Genomic DNA, 2,014 nt, shown 5'->3' with positions numbered 1-2,014 from the left:
CAGCGCTGATGGTACTTAGGCGGAAGCGCCTTGGGAGAGTAGGACGTTGCTGGGTTATTTTATTTTTTGATAAATTAAAGTTACTGTAATTATTATTTTCTATTAAAAAGTTGCGAGAATTATCCTTAAGTAGGATTTTTCTCGCTTTTGTTTTTTATTAAGTTACAATCAAAATATAAATATGAGATAGATGTATAAGTGTAGACTTATAAATTAAAATTTAGTATAATAATTAATCAAGCGTTTATTATAATATGTTATTATATAATTGTGGGGGCAAAATAATTTCATATTATTTTATATTTTGTATTTAAAATACTATATGATTAATTTATAATCATAAATTTTTTTTCTTCATAGTATACAAATATAGCTTAAATTTATGAGAACTAACAACAAATTACAAAAAAATAAAATTCCTTAAATAAAATATAAAGATAGCTAATAGTCTATTTAATTAAAGTATAGACATATAATGTTATATCTTTATATTATTAATGATGTGGCTAATACGTCATAAAAATACAAAAAATTACTTTTATGGAAAACATGTCAAACATCATCGTCTAAAATTTTCTTGATAAAAATGAGAAATTTTATTGGGGGATTTTATGGAGAACAAATCTAAGTTTGCTAGGTTGCTTTACAAAAGTAAAATTTCATTTATTGAAAAGTATAATCTAGAAACACAAGACATGTTAGACATACTTTTAAATTACAGAATAACTCTTGATAATAAAAATCATGAGGACTTAAAAAATTTTTTCTACGCTATTAAAAAAATAGGATCTATGTTTGAGTTTGAAAGACTTTCACAAGTAGGGGGGATGTATGAAGAATATTTAAATACAACTAAAAATATAACAGATGATTCTCATAAAGTATTTTCAAATATAATTAAAGGTATTGGAATAGTAAAGGAAGAATTAAGAAGTTTGAGAATGGAACTTATAAAAGAAGAAAACATATTAATTTCCGATAGCAATTATTATATAGATAATGAAAAGACAGAAGAGAATAAAAGGAAAAAAATATTAATTTTAGATGATGATGTTTTGACTTTGAATATAATAAAAGATGCATTTGAAATGAGGGGGCATAGTATTATTACAACGTCTAAGTCTTATGATGCAATTAAAATTATTACAGAATTAGATATAGACTTAATTATTTCAGATATTGTATTACCTGAATTAGATGGGTTTAAAATTCTAGAGCTTCTAAAAAGAAAAAACATGCATGTACCAGTTATATTTTTAACAGCTAAACAAGTTATACAAGATAAAATAGAAGCTTTAAGTAAAGGAGTAGATGATTATATTACAAAGCCTTTTAATCTTGAAGAAGTTATAGCAAGAGTAGAAAGAGCTTTAGAAAGAAATGATAATTACAAAGCTCGTATAAACAGAGATACTTTTACAGGAGCTTATAATAAAACATATTTTGAAAAAAAGATAAAGGAATATCAAAATAATATAAAAACTGATGGAATTAAATTATCTGTAGCGTTTGTAGATATAGATAAATTTAAGGAAATCAATGATAATTATGGTCATTTAGTGGGGGATTTTATATTAAAAGAATTAATATCCGAGCTTAAAGAGCATTTAGAAGATAAAGATCTAATATTTAGGTTTGGTGGGGATGAATTTATAATATTGTTTTTTAATAAAGATGAGGAAGCAGCATATTCTATAATGGAAAGTTTTAGAAATTCAATTATTAATAAAAAATTTAGATACAATGAGTTAAAGCCACATATAAATATAAGTATAAGTACAGGAATAACATATGTAAGTGAAATTGATGAAACTAGTATGATTATTGAAAGGGCTGATAAATGCCTTTATAGATCAAAAAATTCGGGTAGAAATAGTACCATTTGTTATAGTAAAGTTAAAAATAAACTTAATTGATAATATAAAAGACATCACTTTAAAATGAAGTGATGTTTTTTATTTGTATGTAGAAAACCACCTGCTATGCAGGTGGTTCCAAAAAGCTTGTAGCTATG

Annotated in this window: 1 protein-coding gene; it reads left to right on the top strand. The window is 24.2% G+C overall.

Translation table 11 applies throughout. The features are described from left to right. Positions 1–611: 611 nt before the first annotated feature. The gene (locus tag CLPU_RS16145) at positions 612–1,916 is read left to right on the top strand and encodes a diguanylate cyclase (RefSeq protein ID WP_050379111.1); all 1,305 of its coding nucleotides are present in this window, start codon (positions 612–614) and stop codon (positions 1,914–1,916) included. Positions 1,917–2,014: the final 98 nt, after the last annotated feature.

Source organism: Gottschalkia purinilytica (genome assembly GCF_001190785.1).
Classification (GTDB): Bacteria; Bacillota; Clostridia; order Tissierellales; family Gottschalkiaceae; genus Gottschalkia_A; species Gottschalkia_A purinilytica.
The sequence above is the reverse complement of the archived record's forward strand: the minus strand, read 5'-3'. Positions and strand labels throughout refer to the sequence as shown.

What these genes read in the sequence shown, in the direction of transcription:
- CLPU_RS16145 (WP_050379111.1), top strand. Translation starts at nt 612, where the DNA reads ATGGAGAACAAATCTAAGTTTGCTAGGTTGCTTTACAAAAGTAAAATT.